The organism is Desulfonatronovibrio magnus (assembly GCF_000934755.1).
Taxonomy (GTDB): domain Bacteria; phylum Desulfobacterota; class Desulfovibrionia; order Desulfovibrionales; family Desulfonatronovibrionaceae; genus Desulfonatronovibrio; species Desulfonatronovibrio magnus.
Genome location: NZ_JYNP01000033.1, coordinates 49,217 through 72,501, shown reverse-complemented (window position 1 = coordinate 72,501; position 23,285 = coordinate 49,217). Strand labels below are relative to the sequence as shown.

The window sequence follows — 23,285 nt, the reverse complement described above, 5'->3', positions numbered from 1 at the left end:
CCGTTGCCCGGCAAATGAAAAAACTTCTTTCTTCCTTTGCGCCCTTTGCGTCTTGAGTGAGTCTTCGAACGGGCGGTTAAAATATCTTTTTTGGGTTGCGGGTTCAACCCGCGTTTGTAACTACGCAGCATATACTACATATGACAATTCACTATCCTGGATTCCGGCTTTCGCCGGAATGACGGAAAAGGGCAACTATCTGCTTTAACCGTCACCCCGGAATTGATTCGGGGTCCATGTCTTCATTATTCGATCATGCGTACCTGTTTAGCGCTTTTAAGGAAAGCAGGGGACAGGCACTCCGGGACCCACTTGAACATCATTTTGTGCTTAAAATTTCTCATTTTTGGGAGAAGTGGGTCCCGGAAGAGCCAGTCCCCATGCCACATGCAAAGCGCTAAACAGATACGATCATGCTGCATAGTTACAACTACTACAAAATTTTATCCGCAGCACTTTTTATGCTTTTTCCCACTGCCGCAGGGGCATGGATCATTGCGTCCCACCTTGGGTTCAGCCCTTTTGACTGTTTCCGGTTTCTTCTGACCTGGCTTGCTGGAAGGTCCGCCAAATTTCAGGTTGCTCTGTTCCTTGTGGGTAAATTCTTCTTCACTGACTTTTTTCTGTATCCTGAGCCTGGTCAGGGCTTTCAATGTATTGGCCCGCAACCTGTAAAACATTTCTTCAAACATCTCAAAACCTTCACGCTTGTACTCACGCTTGGGGTCTCGCTGTCCATATCCGCGTAATCCTATTCCCTGCTTGAGATGATCCATGTTCAGGAGGTGTTCCTTCCAGTTGCGATCCAGGCTTTCCAACAGGAAAAAGCGCAGAATTTCATTATAGTGTTCAGGAGCGTCTTCATGTATTTTGTTTAAATTGGCGTGTACAGCATCAAGACTTTCCTGCTTGGAAGGAATGCGGCCGTCCTGCATGATCTTGCCCAGATTAAACAACTCCTCCAGCTTTCCGCGCATGGATGCGGCTGTATCATCGTCAAGGCCTTCCAGAGATCCTTCACCAGCCTGCTCGTATACATCGTCCATCATATCTTCCACAACCTGATCAATCATTTCCCGCATATCTTTCTGCACCATGATATCTCTACGCTGTGAATAAATAACCTCTCTTTGCTGGTTCATGACATTGTCAAAATCAAGAAGCTGTTTACGAATATCAAAGTTGTGAGCTTCCACCTTGGTCTGGGCGTTTTCAATGGCCCTGGAAATCATCTTGTTTTCAATAGCCTGCCCTTCTTCCATACCCAGCTTATCCATCAGTCCGGAAATACGCTCGGAACCAAACAGCCTGAGCAAAGTGTCATCCAGTGCAAGGTAAAACCTGGATGATCCCGGATCACCCTGTCTTCCGGCGCGGCCCCGGAGCTGGTTGTCGATACGCCTGCTTTCATGACGTTCTGTACCAAGGATGTGCAGTCCTCCAAGTTCGCGGACTCCTTCACCCAGGACAATATCCGTTCCACGCCCTGCCATATTTGTAGCAAGAGTAACCCTCTTCTTTTCCCCGGCACTGGCAACAATTTCTGCTTCCTTTTCATGGTGCTTGGCATTGAGGACTTCATGCGGGACTCTGGCCTTTTTCAGCTGTCTGGAAATGATTTCTGATTTTTCAATGGATGTTGTTCCCACCAGCACAGGCTGGCCTGCATCGTAAAGTTCCTGAATGTCACGGGCAATGGCCTTAAACTTGTCTTCCTGAGTCATGTAAACAACATCAGGGAAATCTTTTCTGATCATGGGTTTGTGTGGAGGGATCACTGTAACGTCCAGATTATATATTTCCTTGAACTCAACTGCTTCTGTATCTGCTGTGCCTGTCATACCGGCCAGCTTGTCATACATACGAAAATAATTCTGAAATGTAATGGATGCCAGGGTCTGGTTTTCAGCCTCAACCTTGACATGCTCTTTGGCTTCCAGGGCCTGATGCAGTCCGTCGCTGAATCTGCGCCCTTCCATGAGGCGTCCTGTGAACTCATCCACAATGACCACCTTGCCATCCTTGACTATGTAATCCACGTCCCGAGCAAACAGGTTATGGGCCTTGAGCGCCTGCAGAACATGATGCTGTACAGTTATGTTTTCCGGATCAAAAAGGTTGTCAATACCAAGAATATCCTCAACCTTCTGCACTCCATCATCAGTGAGGGAAGCTGTCTTGGCTTTTTCATCCACAGTAAAATCTTCATCCCGTTTAAGCTTTGGAATGATTTTATTAATGGCTGCGTACTGAGCAGAAGAGTCCTCCACAGGCCCGGAAATAATCAGGGGAGTTCTGGCCTCATCAATAAGGATGGAGTCTACTTCATCCACTATGGCGTAACGCAAATCCCGCTGCACAAGCTGATGCGGGTAAAACTTCATATTGTCACGCAAGTAGTCAAAACCGAATTCATTGTTGGTACCATAAGTGACATCTGCGCCATAAGCAGCTTTTCGATCTTCATCACTAAGGCCATGCACGATAACACCTACTGTAAGCCCGAGAAAATTATAAAGGCGCCCCATCCATTCCGCATCACGGCGGGCCAGGTAATCGTTTACCGTAATTATATGTACGCCTTTACCTTCCAGGGCATTAAGAACTACCGGCAAGGTTGCCACCAGTGTTTTTCCTTCACCAGTTTTCATCTCTGCAATGCGACCTTCATGCAGAGCCACCCCTCCCACAAGCTGAACATCAAAATGGCGCATTTCAAGAACACGCCAGGAAGCCTCTCTGACCACAGCAAAAACATGAGGAAGCAAATCTTCCAGTTTAGCACCCTGTGCCACTTCTTCTTTCCAGGCAGCTATTCTCTGTGCCAGTTCCTCATCGCTGAGATTTTTTATTTCACTCTCCAGCGAATTTATCCTTTCCACAATGGGATTTAGTTTTTTGAGGTATCTCTCATTTTTGCTTCCAAAAAGCTTTTTTACAATTCCAAACATTACGTTTCCTTTATTATTGTCAATTTAAGTTTCAACTAATGCGGGCTGTGCCCACAATCTGCATGTGGACACAGTCCGCATTAGGAAAGCTGGCTGTTATTCTTCCCAAGCTTCCAGAACACTGACTTCATTGCTCAAGGGATTTATTTTTCCAAGTCTCAGCCTGAACGACTGACCAAGGCGGGTTTTTCCGCCAAACAAATCATGTCCTGCTCTAACCATAATTTGCTCTCCTGGAAGGGAAAGTACTACTTGCTGACCACTATTATCCACAACAACAGCCTGAAAGGTCTGGTGTTTGCAATTCTGTCTGAAATAAACCAGCTTCCAGTATCTTGGCCTGAACCTCTGCACCTGGGAGACCTGCCCGGATCGGGCGCTCAGCCTGGGCAGCATTTCATTCAAACCTTCAAAAGAAAAATATGGTTTGCCATCCTGAATAAAACTTAGAAGCTGCAGTTCGTTAATAAGATCAGTATAGCGACGCAAGGGTGATGTAACCGGAGCATAGCATGATGCGGCTATAGATCTGTGAGGCTTTGGTGATGTTTCTGTCAGTGTGGCTCCTAATGACCTGATTACCTGATAAATATCTTCAGGCCTGGACCATACCCCGCTGTAATCAGCTGGCAATGCAATGTCCTGAGTACGATGCAGCAAGGGAATACTTTTTTCCCTGGCCCAGCTGGCCATGGCAGTATTGGCTAAGATCATAAATTCTGAAACAATGAGCTGCGCTTTGGGAGAATCCTGCTTATTTTCAAGAAAAACTCTGATCTCATTATTATGTTCCTCAAGCCTGATATGCGGCTCATTCTGATTAATAATCACAGCCCCTTTTTCAAGCCTTGCTGCTCTTAATTTTTCAGCCAGATCCAGAGCAGGTTTCAGATAGTCGGAGCTTTGCAGGTTAAGCTGCTCTTCAACGCTTTCATATGTCAGATTGTTGTCAACTCTGACCCATTTCTGACTGAGCCTGACATTTTTCAGATGTGCATCTGCATTAAGCTCAAACTCAACCACCATGGCCGGTCTGGACTTTTTTTCTATTAAACTAAACAAATCTTCTGCCATAATCCCAGGCAGCATATTGCTGATACCCTCTGGAAGATATAGACTTGTTGTTCTTGAGGATACTGCTTTATCCAGAGCTGAATCCGGAGTCCAGTATAAAGCGGGACAGGCCAGAGCAAGACTCAAAAGGAATCCATCATCATGCTTTCTAACAATAAAGGCATCATCAATATCCCTTGTTGTTGCCGAGTCAATGCTCACAAACCCTGACTGCTCAGGATCTGTCTGTTCCTGTTCAAATTTTTCTCTGATGGCATTGACTTCTATTACATGTTCCTGTTCCCAGGATGCATCCCACACATATCCAGCCTGATCCAGAAGATAATTGTGATGAGGCGGGTAAATTCCCCATGTTACTCCGAGAATAAATGCCAGATTGGGATCTGCTGGAAGTCCTGTAGTCAGCTTGCTCCAGACTTCAGATGTTTCCGAGTCGTCAGGATTGCTGACACGGGTAGTAATAAGCTCTCTTAACTGCTGGCCAACATCATGGTTTTCAAGCTCTGGCAGTGCTGTTCCCTTGGAAGCCTTATCCCATAGAGCTTTAATAAACTCCCGACCAATGCTGATGAGCTTTTCCTTTTGCCTTGCGATTCTTTCCTGCTCTAATCGAGACTCCACAATATCCTGGGGATAAACTTCAAAAAAAGGAGGATTGAACTTGAATCTGGCACGATCCTGAAGCATGGCCCGGCCCAGAGCAGCTACACGATCTGCACCAGGATCATTCCAGATGAGTCCGGCAAACCATGGGACCCTGGCCTGGTCTATTTCACCCTGCGACAACTCCCACACTTCCAGAATGTTGATTTTTTCCTGCTCGAGAGATCTGTTGCGGCCATGCTCTTTCAGCAGGCCGTTAATCTCTTCACGGGACAGGCCTTGTGTATAAGCCGGTCCGGTCCAGGGCAGAATTCTGGCAGAAGAAAGCTTAACTTCTCGCTGATTGATGTTAAAAGCCCTGACCCTGTTACCTGAGCACTCTTCAACCCAGGCTGTTATGGGTTGATTATTCTGCAGGTACTCAATAACCAGTCCAGACCTTATTTCTTCTCTGAAATTATCTTTCTTGCTCACAAAATATCTATTTCCATTGGTTGTAAAACCATTACATATTGACGTTAAAGAGCATTATTGCCGGGAATAAACAGTACTAAATATCTTTTTTTTGGGTTGTAAGCACAGCCTGCATTGGACATATTCCAGGTAAGCCTTCAGCCTTCACCCTTCAGCCTTCACCCTTCAGCCTTCACCCTTCACCCTTCACCCTTCAGCCTTCAGCCTTCAGCCTTCACCCTTCAGCCTTCAGCCTTCAGCCTTTAACCTTCAGCCCTAATGCCTGAAAGAACGCTGTCCGGTAAAGACCATGGCCACCTGAGGCACAGCTTCATTCAAGGCCTCAATCACTTCAGCATCTCTAATGGATCCCCCAGGCTGGGCAATTGCAGTTACCCCCTGAGTAATGGCCAGATCCACTCCATCTCTGAACGGAAAAAATCCGTCGGATACCAGTACAGACCCCGGAAGACCTGCGCGCATTTTACGTGTCTCAACATTTATTTCTTCAAGCAGATCTCTTGCCCTGGCATCATTTTGCGCTCTTTGCCTGAGCTGATAAATTGACTCTTTATGCTTGTTGAAGCTCAACATATCAGCATATTTGGTCATGGCCTTGTTTATGGTCAGGTCAACGCAGCCAACTCGGTCCTGCTCTCCGGTTCCAATGGCAACAGTGCATCCATGCCTGGCAAAAATTACCGAATTGGAAGTAACTCCAGCTTCTACAGCCCATGCAAAAATCAAATCCTGCATTTCACGGTCATCAGGTTTTCTGGCCATGACCTTCCGACCATCTTTCGAGGCGCTGGCAGGAAAAAAATCATCAGCCTTGAGTATTCTGTTGGAAAAGGAAAACTGAACGATAATTCCGCCATCAGTCAGTGATTTAATGTCCAGAAAAGGAATCCCCACCAGTTCATCCAGCCTGCCTATGCCGGGCATTTTGAGAACTCGCAGATTTTTTTTAGTTTGCAGTATTTTAAATGCTCCCGGCTCAAAGTCAGGTGCAGCTACTACTTCAAGATAGTTGGCTGCCAGAAACTCAGCAGTTTTCTCGTCAATTGCTCTGTTAACTATGACTGCTCCTCCAAAAGCTGCTATCCTGTCCGAGTAAAGTGCTTCAGATACTGCCTTATATAGCCCATCATCCGACCAGGCCGCCCCGCAGGGATTGTTGTGTTTTAAAATTACAGCGGCAGGTTTTTCGCTGAGGTATTGGAGAATATTGAGGCCATTGTCCACATCTGTAAGGTTTGTCTTGCCTGGATGCTTCCCAGCCTGCAGCATGTTTTCTTCTGTAATAGACGATACCAGTCCGTATCCTCCGGATCTAAGGGCAACGCCTCCAAGCTCAAATGATCCCTCAACAGGCTCATACATGGCAGCAGGCTGATCTGGGTTCTCTCCATACCTTAAGCCTTTTTCCTCATTATCGATAATCCAGGTTTTTTTTCTGAATTTAAGTTCCTGACCACTTAGATTAATGGTCATCTCTTGAGGAAATTCATCTTTCAAAATATTTTTATACATATTCTTCAAATCTTTCATCATCAGCTCCTGAATATTTTATTGAGTAAAGTTGTTTTATTCATTGATTACTGAGGTTAAACCATATAAAATGTACTTGACATTAACAGGGGAATGAGGTCTTCGCTCAACGAAACAGACACGGAGCATGAACCTTACCTGCCGGGTACACAGTTTGTTAATGTCACGCACAATGCTTACACCTTGACCTGTGCGATAAACCGTAAAGGTAACACAGCCCAAACTCAGGGGCAAATACTTTACAGCCTGGTTTTTTGGAAATACTTAACGTGCTTATTATATGCGTTTTGCCTGGTAGCACCCGGTTAAAGCGCTATCTAACGCGAGTTTACGAGTTATATTTTTTATTTGCAAAAAAGCCATACATTTCAACATGTTAAGCCTTGCAGCTGTGCCCCCTAACTTTAAAAACAGATTTATCTGCATTATTGCTTGACTTTTCAGCCAGAAAAAGCTTATTGTGCCCCCTAACAGGGAGGTAGCATGGCTTATTTAGCTCGAAAAGTAATAAAGGGTATCACATATTATTATGCAGAGGAAAAGGAAAGAAGGGATGGCAAGTCCCGGAGAAAATGGCAGAAATATCTTGGAACGTTAGATAAAATCATTAAGGCAGTAGAGGGTGTTCCACCAAAGCCGGATTATGCAGAAATTTTCCAGCTTGGTGCTCCGGCAGCCTATTTATATGCATCCCAGCAGATCAATATGATACAAACGCTTGATGCAGTTTTTTCCAAACGCAATCAAGGGCCATCAACTGGGCTTTATTTGACGCTGGCTGCCATAAACCGAGGGATTAATGCTGTGAGCAAGCGTTCAATGTGGTGCTGGTTTCAAGACACGATTCTGCTTCGTGCTTTTCCTGAAGCAAATAAAACCTCTCTAAGTTCGCAGCGATTCTGGGATAACATGTCAACGATTACAGAAAACAAAATGAAGGAGGCATGGACTAAAATTATCGATTGTGTACTGGAGCAAGAAAAAATTGATCTGTCATGCGCTTCATATGATGGGACCAATTTTTACTCATTTATCGGTTCTTTTAATACACGTTGCACAATTGCCAAAAGGGGAAAAAACAAGCAGGGCCGAAGTGATCTCAGGCAAATAAATTATGCCCTGTTCTGTAGCCGAAAGGATCACTTTCCTTTATACTTTGATGTGTTTGAAGGTAATCGTCACGATTCAAAGGAATTTAACGTGGTGATTGACAATTTTTTCAAGGCCTTTCAGGCAAGGATACCACAAAGAGGGGGTATGACAATTGTATTTGATAAAGGCAATAACTCGGAAGAAAATTTTAAAAAATTCATTCAGGGTTCAGGCTTTCATTTTGTAGGCTCAGTCAAGCCTGATGATCATAAAGATTTGGCACAAATATCGAATAGCGACAAATGTTTCAAGCCACTTTCGCATCCAAGACTTGACCAGGTTAAGGCCTTTCGCACCAGCAAGAACATATATGGTAAAAAGCTTACGGTTGTGGTCACATTTAACAACAATCTTTATAGTTCTCAAGTTCAATCGATTAATAATGAGATAAACAAAGCCTTGGGCAAACTTGCCGTTATCGCTGGCAAACTGGATGACCGCATAGCTGGAAGGGTCACTAAAGGAAAGAAGCCGACCCAGGCATCTGTTAAGAGCCAAGTCTCAGCGGCCCTTTCCGGTCAACACATGAAAAAATTGATTAAAACGACAATTGATGAACATAATGATATGCCAATGCTCACATATTCAATGGATACGGATGAGTTTGCCAAGCTTGCCGATACTTACCTGGGAAAGAATATCATCATTACAGACAATCATAGCTGGGATACAGAAGAAATTGTGATTACCTATCGAAGTCAGTATATTATAGAGGATGTTTTCAGACAGATGAAGGATAGAAAAACAGGCTCATGGTGGCCGATGTACCACTGGACGGACAACATGATCAAAACTCATGGATTTTATTGCTCGTTGTCGTTGTTGCTTAGAGCATTAATTATGAAAAGAGCTAAAGATTCGGGAATGTCCATGTCAATAAACAGTCTTCATGATAAACTGTCAGGCATACGAGAGGTAATCAATATATTCCCGAAAAAGAAAAACAAACAACAGACCCAGACTGTTGTTTCTAAACTCGACAATATCCAGCAGCGGCTATTTGATTTATTCGATATGAAGCAATATTTATCAAGTTAGGGGGCACAGATGGTGCTAAAAAAAGAAAACAATATCAGCATGTTAAGGTGTTAGAATTTCATAACTCGTAAACTCGCGCTAAGTGTTGTATATTTAGTTTTTTTGACTGACGAATAAAGAAGGTAATATGGAAAGAAAACTCAAAAAAATTGCAGATGAGCTTAACAGCCTTGATGAGGCTTCTCTGATTGATCTATGGGACAAGTATTATGAAAAGGTGTGCTCCTTTACTCCAAGCCGGGAATGGGAGGAGGACATACTAATCCTGTCGCTGATTCAGTCTGTACGATGGAAGAATCAATTGTTTAACCACTGTCTGGCCAATCATTCCATGGGGTTGGACAACCACCCTCCACAACAAACTCGGAAGGTTGAAGAGGACAATCAACCGTCAGTCAGGCCAGTTCGAAGGAACAAACCTAAGAAATCGGCCAAGGTGCTCAGCTTCAGGCCGCGCCAGTGAAATCATTCCGTACAGAATATAGTAATAATACCTGATATTTTCCACAAAATGTACTGCCTCAAATCCCCGGGCATACCCTCTGGGCAATGTTTCATAATATCTCTGGAAACTCAAAAGCGGATATATTTGTTTCAACTCTAACCAGTGCAGCCTGTTGACACCTTTTCGTTCTGCCAGTTCCATTGCATCATACAAGTGACCCAAACCCTGGTTATACGCAGCAAGTGTAAGAAACCATTTGTCCCAGGACTCAGCCCCGGTAGGGACCACTCTTTCCATAAGAAAATTTAAATATTTGGCTCCGCCCATAATGCTCTGTTCAGGATCAAGACGATTAGTTACTCCGAGAAAGTCAGCTGTTTCCAGGGTTATCTGCATCAATCCCTGAACCCCCGTACTGCTCTGAGCCACAGGATCAAAATGTGACTCCTGATATATCAGTACTGTCAGCAGCAGTGGATCAATATTGTACTCTTGGGAGGCTGTGAGTATATAGTCAGCATATTGAGGAAGTTTTGTCTCTATTGCGGTGATGAAATGGTTAAGCTGGTAAGTGTCTTTTTCTGCTGGAAAAAAACCAAAATATTTTTCTTTCAGATAATAAAGATACGGATCATCAAAAATTTCTTCCCAGAACTCAGTGAATTTCCTGTCCATATCTTTATATTTTGCACTCCATAACCAGGCGTGTTCGGTGGACGTACTAAGAGAGTATGAGGGAAATACGTCAAGAAAAAAACTGTGCCAGAGATCAAAATTCAGCTCATCAATAAGTCCGAACCTGAAATCTCGCTGGGAAATCATATTGAAAAAGTCTTTCCCAGGATTGAGAGAGTTGGATACTTCAATTTCACAATTCAGATTATCCTGGAGTAAAGCAATTTTTTGCGAAAACAGGAATCTTCCAGGAGCAACTGTATCAAAATTGCAAAGATCCTGGATATTCTTTAGAGGATACCGCCACCTGTTATGAGTAATAATAAAATTACCTGATAGATAACCAGGACCTCTCACAACATTATCCCAGGAAAGGTCAGGCAGAAGTGGCTCGGAAATCAGCAGATTAGCCCTGCCGCTCTGCAATTGCTCAATACCTTTGTTGAAATCATCGATCTTGACCCATACTGGCTTCAGCCCGTAGATTGAGCTGAAATAATCCGCAAGATCCCATTCAAAACCCTTGCCGTAAGGACTCAAGCTTGAAATGGATCGTTCAGACTCAAGATAAAGTATCCTTATCCTGTCCTGCGACCAGTAATATTTCTGAAAATAGACATAACCCAGCACAAAAAGGATTAAAGTTAAGATCAATATTAGAATGATCTTGTGCTTGTGTATATTGTGCTTGATTATACTAATTTTTTTAAAAGCTTCCATCAAAAAACAGCACCCCATTTTGGTACAACTTAAAGCCTCCCGCACCCTTATGCAATGTCAGCAATTCTGGCTATGAAGCAGACATATTGCTATCTTCCTTCGCTACTAATGATTCCAGTTTTTTTACCCAACCGTCAAACAATGGGCAAGCTTCACGCATTTTGCCAATACCAATTGCCTCTGCTATCGCAATGCCTGTAGAAGTTTTCTTGAAACGATCAGATAGTGCCTCTAATTTTTTTGAGGGTGCTGTGCTGCTATTGTCGTTGATTTTTTCAGGTTCCTTGCACTCTAAAAGAATAGCGTCAATCTGTTTTTGAGCAACGCCTAACTTTTCAGCCAGACAAGCCGGATCACTGAAATACAGAGCTTCAATCTCGTACATTGAAAAATAAGGTATAAACCGGCCTGCCTGATTTTGCTCCGGGAAAAGTTGTTGAATCTGTTTAGCAGTAGCCTGACTGATAATGGCAGCTTTTCTTACATGATCCTTTTCCTGCTTCGATTCAGCATATCCAGGCCAGTCACCTCGTATGCCGTAGTAGTCAACAAGAAGCGTAATCCAGGCATCTTTTCGTTGCTTAAGATGCTTTCCAATGTCATTTCTGGCTCGTGCAAACTTTACGTCACCGCCTTTTTCGCCAGGTTTATCTATAATGATAGGAGTCAGATACACACCACTGCTGGCCATATACGGAGCAAGAAGTTGTTTAACAAACATCTGCTCAGTTGCCCCCTCCACAAGCACTACCACTTCTGCATAACTACCCATTGGCTGTGCCACCCTGAATGACATTCTTTGTCCAAAGCTGGCCGACTGAATAATCGTCCAGCCATTCATTGAAATCAGCACGCTTTAATCGCTCAAAAGTTGATTGTCCATGTTTGCGTTTCACCACCACAATATCCTCGATGAAAAATTGATCCAGAAGAAGTGGCGACTGTGTCGCCAGAACAACTTGAGTCCTTTTAGCTGCATCTTCAACAAGTTCACCAAGAATTCTTATCGCTTCTGGATGCAAGCCCAGTTCAGGCTCATCAATAATGATGGTGGATGGCGGATTGGGCTGGAGAAGTGCCGTGGCAAGACAAATAAAGCGAATGCTGCCATCGGAGAGGTGATACGGCTGCATTGGATAGTCGGAACCCCTGGTTTTCCATGACAAAGAAACTTTAGTCTTTGGTCCCATCTGTTGAAGGTCAAGCAGAAAATCGTCAAGGAACGGTGCTACAAGTCGGCAGGCATTCAAGATCTCGTCATAACAGGACTTTCCTTCATTTCTTAGACGAAACAAAAATGGAGCAATGTTTGATGCATCGTAACGTAATACCTTGTTGTCCTCAATAATTTCTGCGTGCCTCATTGGCGCAGTCAAGCTTGTGTCATGGAAATGATAGATTTTCCAGGAGTTAATGGCATCGTAAACAGGCCTGCTGTGTTGACTGTTGCGTGCTCTTCCTTTTGCATCCTTAACCAGTAATGAAGAACTGTCTCCACTGGTCCCAAGTTCCCGCCAACCCTTGTAACCCTGAGCATAACAAAGAGCTTCATCAGTCAGGGCGAAGCCTTCTCCTGGCCCTGGCTTGATCTTAAATCGGTACCCACGTGGGCCAAAACGGGTTTCAAATTCCATATGCTTTGTGGCCTTGCGTCCATTGTGGAGAAGGTCACTGACTCCTCCGCTGTCTCGAATATATTCGACGAGATTGCCTTTGATCAGCGATTGCAGCATGCAAAAAAAGGAGATCAGGTTGCTCTTTCCCGCTCCATTGGCCCCGACGAAAATATTCAGGTCTTTAAGCTCGAAGTCAGTCAGTTCCCCAATGGATTTGAAGCCGCGAATCGATAATTTATCCAATGAGTCGGCCATTTAAACTACCCCAGAATGTTACATGAGAGTTAATGATTATGTAATTATTCGCCACATCCGGCAGGTTGCTAATTTTACACACTGAATTCCGGCTCTTAGTGAAAGCCTGGAACAAGCTTCCCCGGAATGACAGAAAGGGCAACTGCCTGCATTAACCGTCATCCCGGTCCAGGATCCGTCATCCCAGACTCAATCCGGGACCAGGATAACTGATTCCCGGGGACAGATTTTCTTATTAACATTGCTAAATAATTACAAAAAATAAAAGGTAAGTAAAGCTATGCTGAATCAAATTCAAACCAAATAACCATTTTCTGGTGGAGATTACAAGAGAAAAAGCTGTGACTTTGGATTTGGCCAGGGTCTTACAGCACCCTTCCCAGTCAGCAAATTTTACATATCATCACCAAACCCATAGTACAAAGATCTGCAAGGGGCCAGAAAAAAGAAACAACGGTCTTCCAGTCCACCAGGCCAACAACTGTTGCTGGTTGCGCTGGGGACAAATATAAAATGAAAAGCAGTTGAATCGTCTCTTTCCAGCTTAGACAAAGTGTCGTTGTAGTGCTATTCATTAATTGACTTTAAATCATCTATATTTTAAGTTTAAACGCTGTACCAAAAATTATGAGGACTTTTGGAGGAAATAATGTCCAATATGATTGTCTTCGGATCCCAATGGGGTGACGAGGGAAAAGGAAAAATTGTAGATATTCTCACTGAAGATGCAGAAATGATTGTTCGCTTTCAGGGAGGAAACAATGCCGGGCACACACTGGTCACCGGTGACAAAAAATTTATCCTGCATCTTATACCATCAGGAATTCTTCATCCCAATAAGGTATGTCTGATAGGAAATGGAGTGGTTCTGGATCCTGAAGTGTTCTGTCAGGAAATTGATAAACTTTCCAGATCAGGGATTGATATTTCACATGAAAGGCTGTCCATAAGCAAAAAAACCCACCTCATCATGCCTTATCACAAGGCTCTGGATCAGGCCAGAGAAATAGCCAAATCAGGAAAAGATAAAATCGGCACCACTGGCAGGGGAATAGGGCCGTGTTATGAAGATAAGATGTCAAGAGTAGGTATAAGAGCCGGAGATATGCAGGATTTGGATCTCATGCGCGAAAAGATCAATAAGGCTCTTGTTGAAAAAAATTCTCTACTCAAACATTTATACGGCCAGGACCCTCTTGACCCTGAACAGGTCTTTGAACAAATAAAACCCTTTTGTCTGCGCCTTGAGCCCTTTCTTGCCGATGTATCCCAAAAGATTCAGGATGCAAGGGATAAAGGCAAGACTGTTTTGTTTGAGGGAGCACAGGGCATCCAGCTTGACATAGATCATGGAACATACCCTTTTGTTACTTCATCCAATACAGTCACTGGTAATGCATCAGCCGGTTCAGGGTATTTTTATGACATGAAGAAGATATTGAGTGTTGTCAAGGCATACACCACGAGAGTTGGACAAGGGCCTTTTCCTACAGAGCAGGATAATGAGATCGGCGCTCATATGCAGGAAATGGGTGCAGAATTTGGATCTACTACCGGACGTAAAAGAAGATGCGGATGGCTTGACCTTGTTATTTTGCGCGAATCAGTCCGCCTTTGTGGGCCCACAGAAATCGCTTTGACCAAGCTTGATGTGCTAAGCGGTCTTGAAACTATAAAGGTTTGTACAGGTTATGAATACAAAGGGCAGACTGTTTCATATCCACCCCAGGAAGAAAATGCCATGGCAGTAGTTAACCCCATTTACGAAGAGTTCCCGGGATGGACCGAAGATATTACAAAAATTTCCCAAATTCAGGAAATGCCCGCCAATGCCCGGAGATATATTGAAATGATTGAAAATTATCTTGGAATTAAAATCTCTATTGTTTCTGTGGGACCTGATCGCGATCAGACCATAAGGATTGATTGATTTTATCTGTATGTTCGAACATTGTAATATCCAATCCCAGCCAAGAGCCGCCTCTCTTATCCATAAGCTCGGAAAATCACCACCAAACTGTCTGCTTGTGGAAGGCGGCTCTGCTGATGAAAGACAAAGCGTGGCTCTATACTGGGCCATGTCTTTAAATTGTACTGAATCTTCCGGCCCATGCCTGAATTGCCGAACCTGCAAACAAATCAGCCAAAATGAGTGCCGGGACTTGAAACTTTTTAAAAGCGGTAAAGAACTAACCATTGATGAAGTTCGTCAACTCCGGCCTGTTTTTACCCAAAAACCGCATAATGCCTGGAGAGTTATAATTATTCCAGAATGTCAGGGCATTAGGTCTGAACCAGCCAATGCTTTACTCAAATCACTCGAAGAACCCTGCCCTGGCAACAGTTTTGTTCTCTTAACCCCACAACGGGAAAACCTTTTTCCCACTCTCGTTTCCAGAAGTTTTGTGCTTACCTTGAGCAGGTCTGCATCTAATATCCCTGAGGATACTGATGTATTATTCAATGAACTTATCCAATTCACCAGGACTGGAAAAGGCTGGCTTGACAGAACCATGTCAAAAGATAGTGTTTCATCACAAATGGCTCACTTTCTAATTGCAAGGTGCAGGCAGGAAATGATCAACTCCATGCTGTATGAAAAACCTGATAATCCTTTTACTTCTTTGAATTCACCTGTCAGGTACCAGATGATTCAGGTTTTGAAGAAAGCTGAACATTCTTTGCATTACACCACAAAAGTTGACCTGGTAATGGAGTGGATGGCTGTAAGTTTGTGGAAAAAATTTCTCAAGGCTAAGGCGGGTTTTTCCCGCAACCCAACCTAAGCAAGTATTGTTAAAAGGAGAACAAATTGTTTACAGAACATGATATTTACCTGTTTAAACAGGGCAGACACTTCAGACTTTACCAGCATCTTGGAGCCCAGGTTCTGATGCATGGTGGAGTAAGAGGTACATACTTTGCTGTATGGGCACCCAATGCCCAGGCAGTGTCAGTTATTGGAGACTTCAATTACTGGAGTCCAGGATCTCATAAATTAAATCCAAGAAGCGATGGTTCAGGCATCTGGGAAGGATTTGTTGCTCAAGCCATGCCTGGCCAGACTTACAAATATCATATAGAGTCAAGATTTCATGGCTACAGAGCTGATAAAGGTGATCCTTTTGCCTTCTTCTGGGAAACATCTCCGAATACAGCTTCGAGAATCTGGAAAATGGACTATGACTGGAGTGACAGTCAGTGGATGAACACAAGAGGTCAAAAATCCGGTCTTGAAAAGCCCATGTCCATTTATGAAATGCATCTTGGATCATGGAAAAGAGATCCCTCTGATGCATCCCGATTTCTAACTTATGGAGAAATTGCCAGAGATCTGCCAGGATACCTGAAGGAAATGGGTTATACCCATGTTGAGTTTATGCCTGTTTTTGAGCATCCCTTTTATGGATCATGGGGCTATCAATGTCTTGGTTTTTTTTCACCTACAAGCAGATTTGGCACACCTCAGGATTTTATGGCCCTGATAGATGCTCTGCATCAGCATGACATTGGTGTTATACTGGACTGGGTACCATCTCATTTTCCCACAGATGAATATGGTCTTGGATATTTTGACGGGACCCATCTTTACGAGCATCAGGATCCCCGCAAGGGATTTCATCCCGACTGGAAAAGCTTTATTTTCAATTATGACCGACATGAAGTTGTAAACTTTCTTATCAGCAGTGCCATGTTCTGGCTTGACAAATATCATATTGATGGTTTGCGACTGGATGCCGTAGCGTCCATGCTGTACTTAGACTATTCAAGACAAAACGGAGAATGGATTCCCAACGAATTCGGCGGAAATGAAAATATCGGAGCCATTGATTTTCTGAAACTTCTCAACACCACCATTTACCAGAACTATCCTGATGTACAGACCTTTGCAGAAGAATCAACATCATGGCCCATGGTTTCCCGGCCTACTTATGTTGGTGGACTTGGATTCGGCTACAAGTGGAATATGGGATGGATGAACGATACTTTAAATTATATGGAAAAAGATCCGGTTTATCGCAAATACCATCATAACAAAATGACTTTCAGTATCTGGTACGCATATTCTGAAAACTTTGTTCTTCCCCTGTCTCATGATGAAGTAGTGCATGGAAAGGGATCTCTAATAAATAAAATGCCTGGGGACGACTGGAATAAATTCTCGGGACTGCGTCTGCTTCTGGGCTATATGTATGCTCATCCGGGAAAAAAAATGACCTTTATGGGGTCCGAATTTGCCCAGTGGACCGAATGGAACCACGATAAAAGTCTGGACTGGCATCTTCTGGAATATGAAAATCATCAACAGATGCTAAAATGGATGAAGACCCTTAATCACTTTTATCAGCAGCATCCCCAGTTGTATGAGTTAGATTTCAGCAACAAAGGTTTTTCGTGGATTGACTGTCATGACGCGGACAACAGTACCTTGTCCTTTTTGCGTATGGGCAGGGATGATAAACCCCTGCTTGTAGCCGCAAATTTCACGCCGGTCCCGAGATTAAAACATAGACTGGGTGTACCTTTTTTAGGATCATGGAAGGAAATTTTAAACAGTGATAATCCAGATTTTGGAGGCTCAGGTGTTACCAATTCAGACATAATTGAATCCCATCCTCACAACAGTCATGGTTATTCATGCAGTCTTGAACTCAGTTTACCACCCATGGCCATTATTTTTCTGGAGGTTGTCTCGTGAAACGAAGATCTGGAATTCTTCTGCACGTTTCATCACTGCCTTCTGATTACGGGGTTGGTGATCTTGGTCCTGGTGCGTACACTTTTGTAGATTTTTTGAGCAAAACAGGTCAGAAAATCTGGCAGATACTACCACTGAATCCCACTACTCCTGGAACAGGTAATTCACCTTATTCCAGCTATAGCGCTTTTGCAGGAAATCCATTGTTCATCGATCCTTTATCTCTTGTCAGTCAGGGAATTTTGCATGGTGATGATCTTGAGGAAGATCCTGCCTTTTCTCCGGAAAAATCCCATTATGAAACTGCCTGGGATTTTAAGAAGCGCATCCTTAATAGAGCTTTTTTTAAGAATATGGATCATATTGAGTCAGATCCTAATTTTATTTTATTTTGTGATGTAAATAAGTTCTGGTTAGATGATTTTTCTATTTTCAGTGCTTTGAAATCAAGGCACAATGGAGCACCATGGTACAATTGGCCCCAAGAATGTCGTTTTAAGGATCCTGAGCAGCTTAATCGCATAAATAACAATCTGGAAGAGTTAATTCTAAAAAAGAAATACTGGCAATATCTTTTTTTCACTCAATGGAATAAACTTAAAACATATGCCAACAATAAGGGCATCATTATATTCGGTGATCTGCCAATATATATCAGCCTTGACAGCTGTGATTTATGGTCTCACCCACAGCTTTTTCTTCTGGATGAAAATAATATGCCTACCCATGTAGCAGGGGCTCCACCAGATTATTTCAGTGAAACAGGTCAGCTCTGGGGTAACCCTCTTTATGACTGGGATGCCTGCATGCAGGAAGACTTTTTATGGTGGAAAAAACGCGTTGAACAAAATCTTAATATGTTTGATCTGCTTAGATTTGATCATTTCAGAGGATTTGCCGCTTATTGGAAAATAAGTTCAGGTGAGAAAACAGCTGTCAACGGTGAATGGGTCAAAGGTCCTGGAAAAGAACTGCTTCAAGCACTTACTGAGATTGTATCTCCGGCTCAATTCGTGGCAGAGGATCTCGGCTACATAACTTCAGATGTCCTTGAACTCAGAGACCATTTTCAATTGCCAGGAATGAAAATTCTTCAATTCGCCTTTGGCCCGGATATGCCTTCCAACCCTTATATTCCTCATAATCATGTATATAACTGCGTAGTATATACCGGTACTCATGACAATAACACCCTTTTAGGCTGGCTTAAAAAAGAACTGGACCAGGAGACGCTTTTGCGGTTAGAAAAATACACAGGCAAACAGATCAATAAGAACAATGTCTGTAAGGAACTGATTCGCATGGCAATGGCTTCACCGGCAAGGTTCTGCATAATACCAATGCAGGATATTCTTAAACTTGATGCAGACTGCCGAATGAACAAGCCTTCAACTTCTTCTGGAAACTGGGAATGGAGAATGTTGCAAGATAATCTGAATCAGGATACAGAAAAATTTCTTACTGATTTTACTCATATTTATGGAAGAAACAACAGCCAAGGAGAGTCAATGTGAATGCCTTCAGAGTAATATTTTTGACCCTTGTATTTGCCTTCAGCATGCTGTTTCTTGTACAAAACAGCCAGGTACTGGATACGAGAGACCCATTGTTGCTCAATTTGTGGCTGGCGGAATTAAGTACGCCGGCAGTATCTTTTTATGTATTTGTTTTTGTCTGTTTTGTAACAGGTCTGATTTTCGGCCTTATAACTTTTTTGCCCGGAAACAGAGAGGTTAAAGACCGTCTTCACTTAGTCAGACTCAAGTCAAGGCAGCTGAAAGGGGAGATACTAAATATGCATAAAGAACATGAAAAAGCTCTAATGAAGGACGAACCTCAACAAGAGCCCCAACACGATTCTGAATCACAGGCAGAATCAATTCCGCCCTCTGATGAACCCCGTCCTTACTCTAAGCCTTCTCCTGCTGGAGGAATCGCAGGTATTACTGCTCTTGCAGGAGTTATAATTCTTTTCGCAGTTGGTGCATATTTTTATTATTGTCTGCATGAACGTTTGAACGAAACAGCACAGCAAAACCACTTAACACTTGAAATGGTCTCTGAAAACACTGCCGGAATTGGTCAGCTAAACAGTCAGGGTACATTTCTTCTTGAAGAAGTCTACAGGGTAGAAGCTCTGGTAAGTGAACAGGATATAGCTTACCAGGAAGCTGTTGAACAACTTGGCCAAAGGGTTGATGAGCATGAACAGATCATAAATGCTCTGAGAAATATTCCCCGACAGACTGCAGATTATATTACTCTTTTACTTATTCATGAATATACTTCACGAATTGAATATTTAAGAGAAAAAGCACCTGAAGAGGATCAGGAGACATTGAACGAAGTTCTTCAATCTTTGGAAAGCGCCCTCGAACATTATAGGATTAAGATTGATTAGGCGCTTAGCGGAAATTTCAAACAAACATGTTGTTTCATTTTCAAAGAAAGCCAAGATGTTTTGCCCACGGAACACACGGAAGGACACGGTTAATCATCTTGATCCACTCTTTTGATACCATCTAATCTCATTTTCATGACCAGTGGATTAGGGTAAATCTCCTTAAGTTCCATTAATATTTTTTTGGCACTGTCTACCTGCTCGTTGAGCAGGTAGACATCCAGCAGCATGATACCTGCCATAGATCGGATATTATCATCAGCCCAGGAGTAGTAGGCTTTTTGCAGATAATATTCTGCCTTGTCAAAATCATTCTGTCTTAAATATATTTTACCCAGCAGATACTCTGGCTTGCCAATCAAGTATTTATCAGCCTGCATATCATTCTTAATAATCCGTTGAAGAGTTGCAGCTGCAGCATTATATTCACGCATGTATACATAGGTCTGAGCTATATTCATGTATGACTCAACAAGCGTAGCATCGTTAAATGCTGCCTCTGAAGCCCTTTTATGGGTTTCCAATGAGTTTTGAAACTGCCTCAAACGAGCATACAATAACCCTATCCTGTTGTATATATCCCATATCCTTTCTCTGTCCTGGCGAAATTCAAAGCTCATATTTCGTAGAATTCCGAGACTTCGTTCAATATCCTGATCAATATCCAGATGAATATACAACAATCTTTCCCAGGTTATATACCTCTGGTCAGGATCTGATTCTTCTTCAAGGTGAATATCGTAATAATGGATAGCGTCAGAATGTTTACCTGATGAAAGAGCCTTTTCAGCTCTGATGAAGTTGTTCGTGGATTCATTGGCTTCAAGGCAGGAAAGTAATGAAATAATTAAAACCCAAATAATTAGAGCTTTTGACAAGAATTGAATTTTTTTCACAATTATTTCGCCCTGCATGAACTGAATAAAGACAGGTATTTTGGGCTGCACTTGGAGCTAATAGCCCATGTTTTAAAAGTGCCACTTGGGAGCATTAAGCGTTTCTAAAAGCTGTAAATTTGAGCTGTGTGTCATAGCTGTATTGGAGTTAAAACCAGGTTGTGACAAATTGGCACGATAACTGTCTCTGGCTTCGGAACAGCCCCAGGTTACCTTTTTTGGAACGCGTAATAATCCCTGCCACTTATTAAGCAAGTGGGTCCTGCAAGAGTCTGTCCGCGCGCAGCATCCATAGGTCTAAACTCTTAAAGGTATTTAATTTTAACTACAACTGATTTTCCTGAATAATTATATCAAAGCATATAACTTTCTGGTCCTGGTCCAGATTGACCATCTTGACACCCATGGTTGATCTTCCCACCTGTCTGATATCTGCGGCAGTGGTCCTTATTATTTTATTGGCTGAAGTGAAGAATATTAATTCGTCATTGTCATTCAGAAGCATTGAGCCCACAACCTGGCCTATTCTTGAATTGACCTTCATATTAATAATTCCTTTTCCACCTCTTGACTGTACTTTGTACATTTCAAGACTCGTTTTCTTGCCAAAACCCTTTTCAGAGATGGAAAACAGATCATTTCTATCGTCTCCATTTACTATTACCACCGATACAACCCGGTCAGTTTTGCGCAGGGAAATACCCTTTACACCCATGGCATTTCTTCCTGAGGGTCTAATGTCAGTGCATTCAAAATGAATTGCATAACCATCTCTTGTGGAAAGAACTATTCTGGATTCAGCATTTACCACGCGTACTCCAATAAGTTCATCCTCATCCTTGAGATTAACTGCAATTAGTCCCATGGATCGCATATTTTTATACAGTTCTACAGCTGTTCGCTTTACCAGCCCTCTTTTGGTTACAAAAAGAAAAAAAGATTCAGGATTCATATTTCTTTCAGACAGGGCCGTAGCTATGTATTCGTCTTTACTCAATGGAAGAAGGTTATTTATGTGAACTCCCCGAGCAGTTCTTAAACCCTCGGGAATCTCATAAGCCTTGAGTTTGTAAACCCTTCCTTTGTTGGAAAACAGATAGATATCCTGGTGGTTACTTGTAGTTATAAGAGTAGAAATAAAATCCTTCTCAGAAACATTGGCACCGGCAATTCCTTTTCCACCTCTTTTCTGCTGATGAAATACTTCTAATAATGTTCTCTTAAAGTATCCGTTCCTGGACATGGTTAAGACAACATCTTCGTCGGGGATCATATCCATAACATCAATGCTGCCGGGATCATGATCCATAATCACAGTTTTGCGTGGAGTGGAATATGTCTTTTTTATATATTCCAGTTCTTCCCGGATAACACCTTTCAAAACCTGAATATTTTCCAGAATGCTTTTGAGATATTCTATCTTCTTCAATATTTCCTTATATTCTTCGAGAAGCTTTTCCCGCTCAAGGTTGGTTAGACGCTGTAATCGCATATCCAGAATTGCCTGAGACTGAATTGGTGACAGACTGAATGCATTTATCAGCTTTTCCTTGGCTTCAGCAGGAGTAGATGACGATCTTATAAGCCTGACTACTTCATCAATATTATCAAGAGCTATCTGTAAACCCTCCAGAATATGTGCTCTATGCTCTGCTTTTTCCAGATCAAAGCGCGATCTGCGGATAATTACTTCCTTGCGGTGCTCAAGGAAGTGAATCATGATATCGCGTATATTCAAGAGCTGTGGTCTGTTGTTCACAACAGCCATCATGTTGATGCCAAAGCTGGTTTCAAGACTGGTCATCTTGTAAAGCTTATTGATTATTACATCTGCGATGGCACCTTTTTTCAAATCAATTACAATGCGAATGCCATTACGATCAGATTCATCCCGTAAATCAGATATACCTTCTATTTTTTTCTCATTAATGAGCACCCCAATTTTTTCCACAAGATTTGACTTGTTCAGGGCATAAGGTATTTCTGTAATAACAACACTGTCATAATTTTTATTTCTGGATTCAACCTCTACTTTGGATCTTATCTTAAAGCTACCCCGGCCGGTTTCATAAGCTTCCCTTATACCCTTCATATTATAGATATAAGCTCCTGTTGGAAGATCCGGACCCCGGACAAACTTCATTATATCGTTTACAGTGGCTTCTGGATTGTCCAGAACATAAAGAAGTGCATTTACAACTTCTTCAAGATTATGTGGAGGAATGTTGGTAGCCATACCCACAGCTATTCCAGCACTGCCATTAATTAAAATATTGGGGACTTTGGTGGGCAGCACCTCTGGTTCGTGAAGTGTATTGTCATAGTTGGCCCGAAAATTTACAGTCTTTTTTTCAATATCTGCAAGAAATTCACCTGCGAGACGGGACATGCGCGCTTCAGTATACCTCATGGCTGCTGGTGCATCACCATCAATGGACCCAAAGTTACCCTGACCGTCCACAAGAGGGTCACGCATATTAAAATCCTGGGCCATGCGGACCAAAGCATCATACACAGCTGAATCTCCATGGGGATGATATTTACCAATAACATCACCCACCACCCTGGCAGATTTTTTGTAAGGTCGATTGAAGGTATTGCCAAGTTCATGCATGGCAAAAAGGATTCGTCGATGAACTGGTTTTAGCCCGTCGCGAACATCAGGAATCGCCCTGCCAATGATCACACTTAATGAATATTCAAGATATGATTTTTTGATTTCCTGTTCTATGGAGATATTATCTTTCACTCTGATT

General features: G+C 42.7%; 15 protein-coding genes. 7 read left to right on the top strand and 8 right to left on the bottom strand.

The window, feature by feature from the left end:
* On the top strand, positions 1-208 hold a 208-nt coding region (locus LZ23_RS24935; protein WP_232300405.1), incomplete at its 5' end, for a hypothetical protein.
* 235 nt (positions 209-443) lie between these two features.
* Here the strand turns inward: LZ23_RS24935 and secA are convergent.
* From secA to LZ23_RS04655, 3 genes are all read right to left on the bottom strand, one after another.
* On the bottom strand, positions 444-2,951 hold the full coding sequence (secA, locus tag LZ23_RS04665; RefSeq protein ID WP_045212008.1) for a preprotein translocase subunit SecA: 2,508 nt from the start codon (positions 2,949-2,951) through the stop codon (positions 444-446).
* A gap of 96 nt (positions 2,952-3,047) precedes the next feature.
* Positions 3,048-5,102, bottom strand: a complete 2,055-nt coding sequence (locus LZ23_RS04660; protein WP_045212006.1) for a ribonuclease catalytic domain-containing protein — start codon at positions 5,100-5,102, stop codon at positions 3,048-3,050.
* A gap of 255 nt (positions 5,103-5,357) precedes the next feature.
* Entirely contained in the window at positions 5,358-6,632 is a 1,275-nt protein-coding gene (locus tag LZ23_RS04655; RefSeq protein WP_045212005.1) for an IMP cyclohydrolase, read from the bottom strand.
* Positions 6,633-7,115: 483 nt separating this feature from the next.
* Between LZ23_RS04655 and LZ23_RS04650 the strand changes: the two genes are divergently transcribed.
* A complete protein-coding gene (locus tag LZ23_RS04650; RefSeq protein WP_045212003.1) occupies positions 7,116-8,822 on the top strand; it encodes an IS1634 family transposase in 1,707 nt (568 codons plus the stop codon).
* A 391-nt stretch (positions 8,823-9,213) separates the two neighbouring features.
* On the opposite strand, the gene LZ23_RS22325 is transcribed toward LZ23_RS04650, so the two are convergent.
* The 3 genes from LZ23_RS22325 to LZ23_RS04635 all read right to left on the bottom strand — a co-directional run bounded on the left by LZ23_RS22325 (position 9,214) and on the right by LZ23_RS04635 (position 12,533).
* On the bottom strand, positions 9,214-10,662 hold the full coding sequence (locus tag LZ23_RS22325; RefSeq protein WP_198145902.1) for an MltF family protein: 1,449 nt from the start codon (positions 10,660-10,662) through the stop codon (positions 9,214-9,216).
* A 70-nt stretch (positions 10,663-10,732) separates the two neighbouring features.
* Positions 10,733-11,434 (bottom strand): DUF4276 family protein, encoded by a 702-nt coding sequence (locus tag LZ23_RS04640; protein WP_045212002.1) that lies wholly within the window; start codon positions 11,432-11,434, stop codon positions 10,733-10,735.
* Positions 11,427-12,533 (bottom strand): AAA family ATPase, encoded by a 1,107-nt coding sequence (locus LZ23_RS04635; RefSeq protein ID WP_045212000.1) that lies wholly within the window; start codon positions 12,531-12,533, stop codon positions 11,427-11,429. The genes LZ23_RS04640 and LZ23_RS04635 overlap by 8 nt, the downstream gene beginning before the upstream one ends.
* A gap of 649 nt (positions 12,534-13,182) precedes the next feature.
* On the opposite strand from LZ23_RS04635, the gene LZ23_RS04630 reads away from it, so the two are divergent.
* Genes LZ23_RS04630 through LZ23_RS04610 form a run of 5 tightly spaced genes read left to right on the top strand, consistent with a single transcriptional unit; the run spans position 13,183 to position 19,633 of the window.
* The gene (locus LZ23_RS04630; RefSeq protein ID WP_045211999.1) at positions 13,183-14,463 is read left to right on the top strand and encodes an adenylosuccinate synthase; all 1,281 of its coding nucleotides are present in this window, start codon (positions 13,183-13,185) and stop codon (positions 14,461-14,463) included.
* 10 nt (positions 14,464-14,473) lie between these two features.
* Positions 14,474-15,319, top strand: coding sequence for a DNA polymerase III delta subunit-related protein (locus LZ23_RS04625; RefSeq protein ID WP_052507121.1), 846 nt, complete (start codon positions 14,474-14,476; stop codon positions 15,317-15,319).
* A 26-nt stretch (positions 15,320-15,345) separates the two neighbouring features.
* Positions 15,346-17,232 (top strand): 1,4-alpha-glucan branching protein GlgB, encoded by a 1,887-nt coding sequence (gene glgB / locus LZ23_RS04620; RefSeq protein ID WP_045211997.1) that lies wholly within the window; start codon positions 15,346-15,348, stop codon positions 17,230-17,232.
* Complete coding sequence (gene malQ / locus LZ23_RS04615; RefSeq protein ID WP_045211996.1) at positions 17,229-18,746, top strand: 4-alpha-glucanotransferase; 1,518 nt, start codon at positions 17,229-17,231, stop codon at positions 18,744-18,746. Before glgB ends, malQ begins: the two co-directional genes overlap by 4 nt.
* Positions 18,743-19,633 (top strand): hypothetical protein, encoded by an 891-nt coding sequence (locus tag LZ23_RS04610; protein ID WP_045211995.1) that lies wholly within the window; start codon positions 18,743-18,745, stop codon positions 19,631-19,633. Before malQ ends, LZ23_RS04610 begins: the two co-directional genes overlap by 4 nt.
* Before the next feature lie 89 nt (positions 19,634-19,722).
* On the opposite strand, the gene LZ23_RS04605 is transcribed toward LZ23_RS04610, so the two are convergent.
* Together LZ23_RS04605 and gyrA are read right to left on the bottom strand one after the other, a co-directional pair.
* Positions 19,723-20,529 (bottom strand): tetratricopeptide repeat protein, encoded by an 807-nt coding sequence (locus LZ23_RS04605; RefSeq protein ID WP_198145901.1) that lies wholly within the window; start codon positions 20,527-20,529, stop codon positions 19,723-19,725.
* A gap of 325 nt (positions 20,530-20,854) precedes the next feature.
* Positions 20,855-23,278 carry a DNA gyrase subunit A gene (gene gyrA / locus LZ23_RS04600; protein WP_045211992.1) on the bottom strand — a complete coding sequence of 808 codons (2,424 nt, stop codon included), beginning with the start codon at positions 23,276-23,278 and terminating at the stop codon, positions 20,855-20,857.
* Between the last annotated feature and the right edge of the window lie 7 nt (positions 23,279-23,285).

Coding starts and splice junctions, on each gene's coding strand:
- secA (WP_045212008.1), bottom strand. CDS start 2,951: ATGTTTGGAATTGTAAAAAAGCTTTTTGGAAGCAAAAATGAGAGATAC.
- LZ23_RS04655 (WP_045212005.1), bottom strand. CDS start 6,632: ATGAAAGATTTGAAGAATATGTATAAAAATATTTTGAAAGATGAATTT.
- LZ23_RS04640 (WP_045212002.1), bottom strand. CDS start 11,434: ATGGGTAGTTATGCAGAAGTGGTAGTGCTTGTGGAGGGGGCAACTGAG.
- LZ23_RS04635 (WP_045212000.1), bottom strand. CDS start 12,533: ATGGCCGACTCATTGGATAAATTATCGATTCGCGGCTTCAAATCCATT.
- LZ23_RS04650 (WP_045212003.1), top strand. CDS start 7,116: ATGGCTTATTTAGCTCGAAAAGTAATAAAGGGTATCACATATTATTAT.
- LZ23_RS22325 (WP_198145902.1), bottom strand. CDS start 10,662: ATGGAAGCTTTTAAAAAAATTAGTATAATCAAGCACAATATACACAAG.
- LZ23_RS04625 (WP_052507121.1), top strand. CDS start 14,474: ATGTTCGAACATTGTAATATCCAATCCCAGCCAAGAGCCGCCTCTCTT.
- LZ23_RS04630 (WP_045211999.1), top strand. CDS start 13,183: ATGTCCAATATGATTGTCTTCGGATCCCAATGGGGTGACGAGGGAAAA.